Origin of the sequence: Geomonas ferrireducens (genome assembly GCF_004917065.1) — a bacterium.
GTDB classification, from domain to species: Bacteria; Desulfobacterota; Desulfuromonadia; order Geobacterales; family Geobacteraceae; genus Geomonas; species Geomonas ferrireducens.
This window is the reverse complement of sequence record NZ_SSYA01000008.1, coordinates 1-614: the sequence shown is the minus strand read 5'-3', so window position 1 is coordinate 614 and position 614 is coordinate 1. Positions and strand designations below refer to the sequence as shown.

Below are 614 nucleotides of genomic sequence, written 5' to 3'. Positions count from 1 at the left end.
AGTGCGTGAGCTAACCCGCAAGGGAGGCAGCGTCCTAAGGAATGGCCGGTGACTGGGGTGAAGTCGTAACAAGGTAGCCGTAGGGGAACCTGCGGCTGGATCACCTCCTTTCTAAGGAGCCTAACCAGCCAGTGAGCTCGCTCACGTAAGATGCTGGTCACGGTTATCCAGGTCAATCTTACATTACTGTCTACTATTTAGTTTTGAAGGACCAAGCCCGCGAGGCTTCTTCTCTCTCGCGGACTTTTTGTTCTCTAAAATTTCGAGATGAATGGTTAGCGATGACTGCCAGGCACGATTTTTAGTGATTGAGTATTCATCACTGATTGATACGGGCCTGTAGCTCAGCTGGCTAGAGCACACGACTGATAATCGTGAGGTCGGAGGTTCAAGTCCTCCCAGGCCCACCATCCCCCTTCGCCAAGGCTACGGGGGATTGTCAGTCGCCACCACCGTCTCAAATGATTTGGGGGTGTAGCTCAGCTGGGAGAGCACCTGCCTTGCACGCAGGGGGTCATCGGTTCGATCCCGTTCACCTCCACCATTTTCCTTGCAAGGGCTTCGGTTCTTGCACTGAATACCGTTCTTTGACAATTGCATAGTAGTGAATGTAG

Annotated in this window: 2 tRNA genes and 1 rRNA gene; all 3 read left to right on the top strand. The window is 52.4% G+C overall.

Annotated features, from left to right (window positions below):
- Positions 1-111 (top strand): 16S ribosomal RNA (locus E8L22_RS21305); the annotation flags it as partial.
- 222 nt (positions 112-333) lie between these two features.
- Positions 334-410, top strand: a tRNA-Ile gene (locus tag E8L22_RS21300).
- Between the two features lie 58 nt (positions 411-468).
- A tRNA-Ala gene (locus tag E8L22_RS21295) sits at positions 469-544 on the top strand.
- The last annotated feature ends 70 nt before the right edge of the window (positions 545-614 follow it).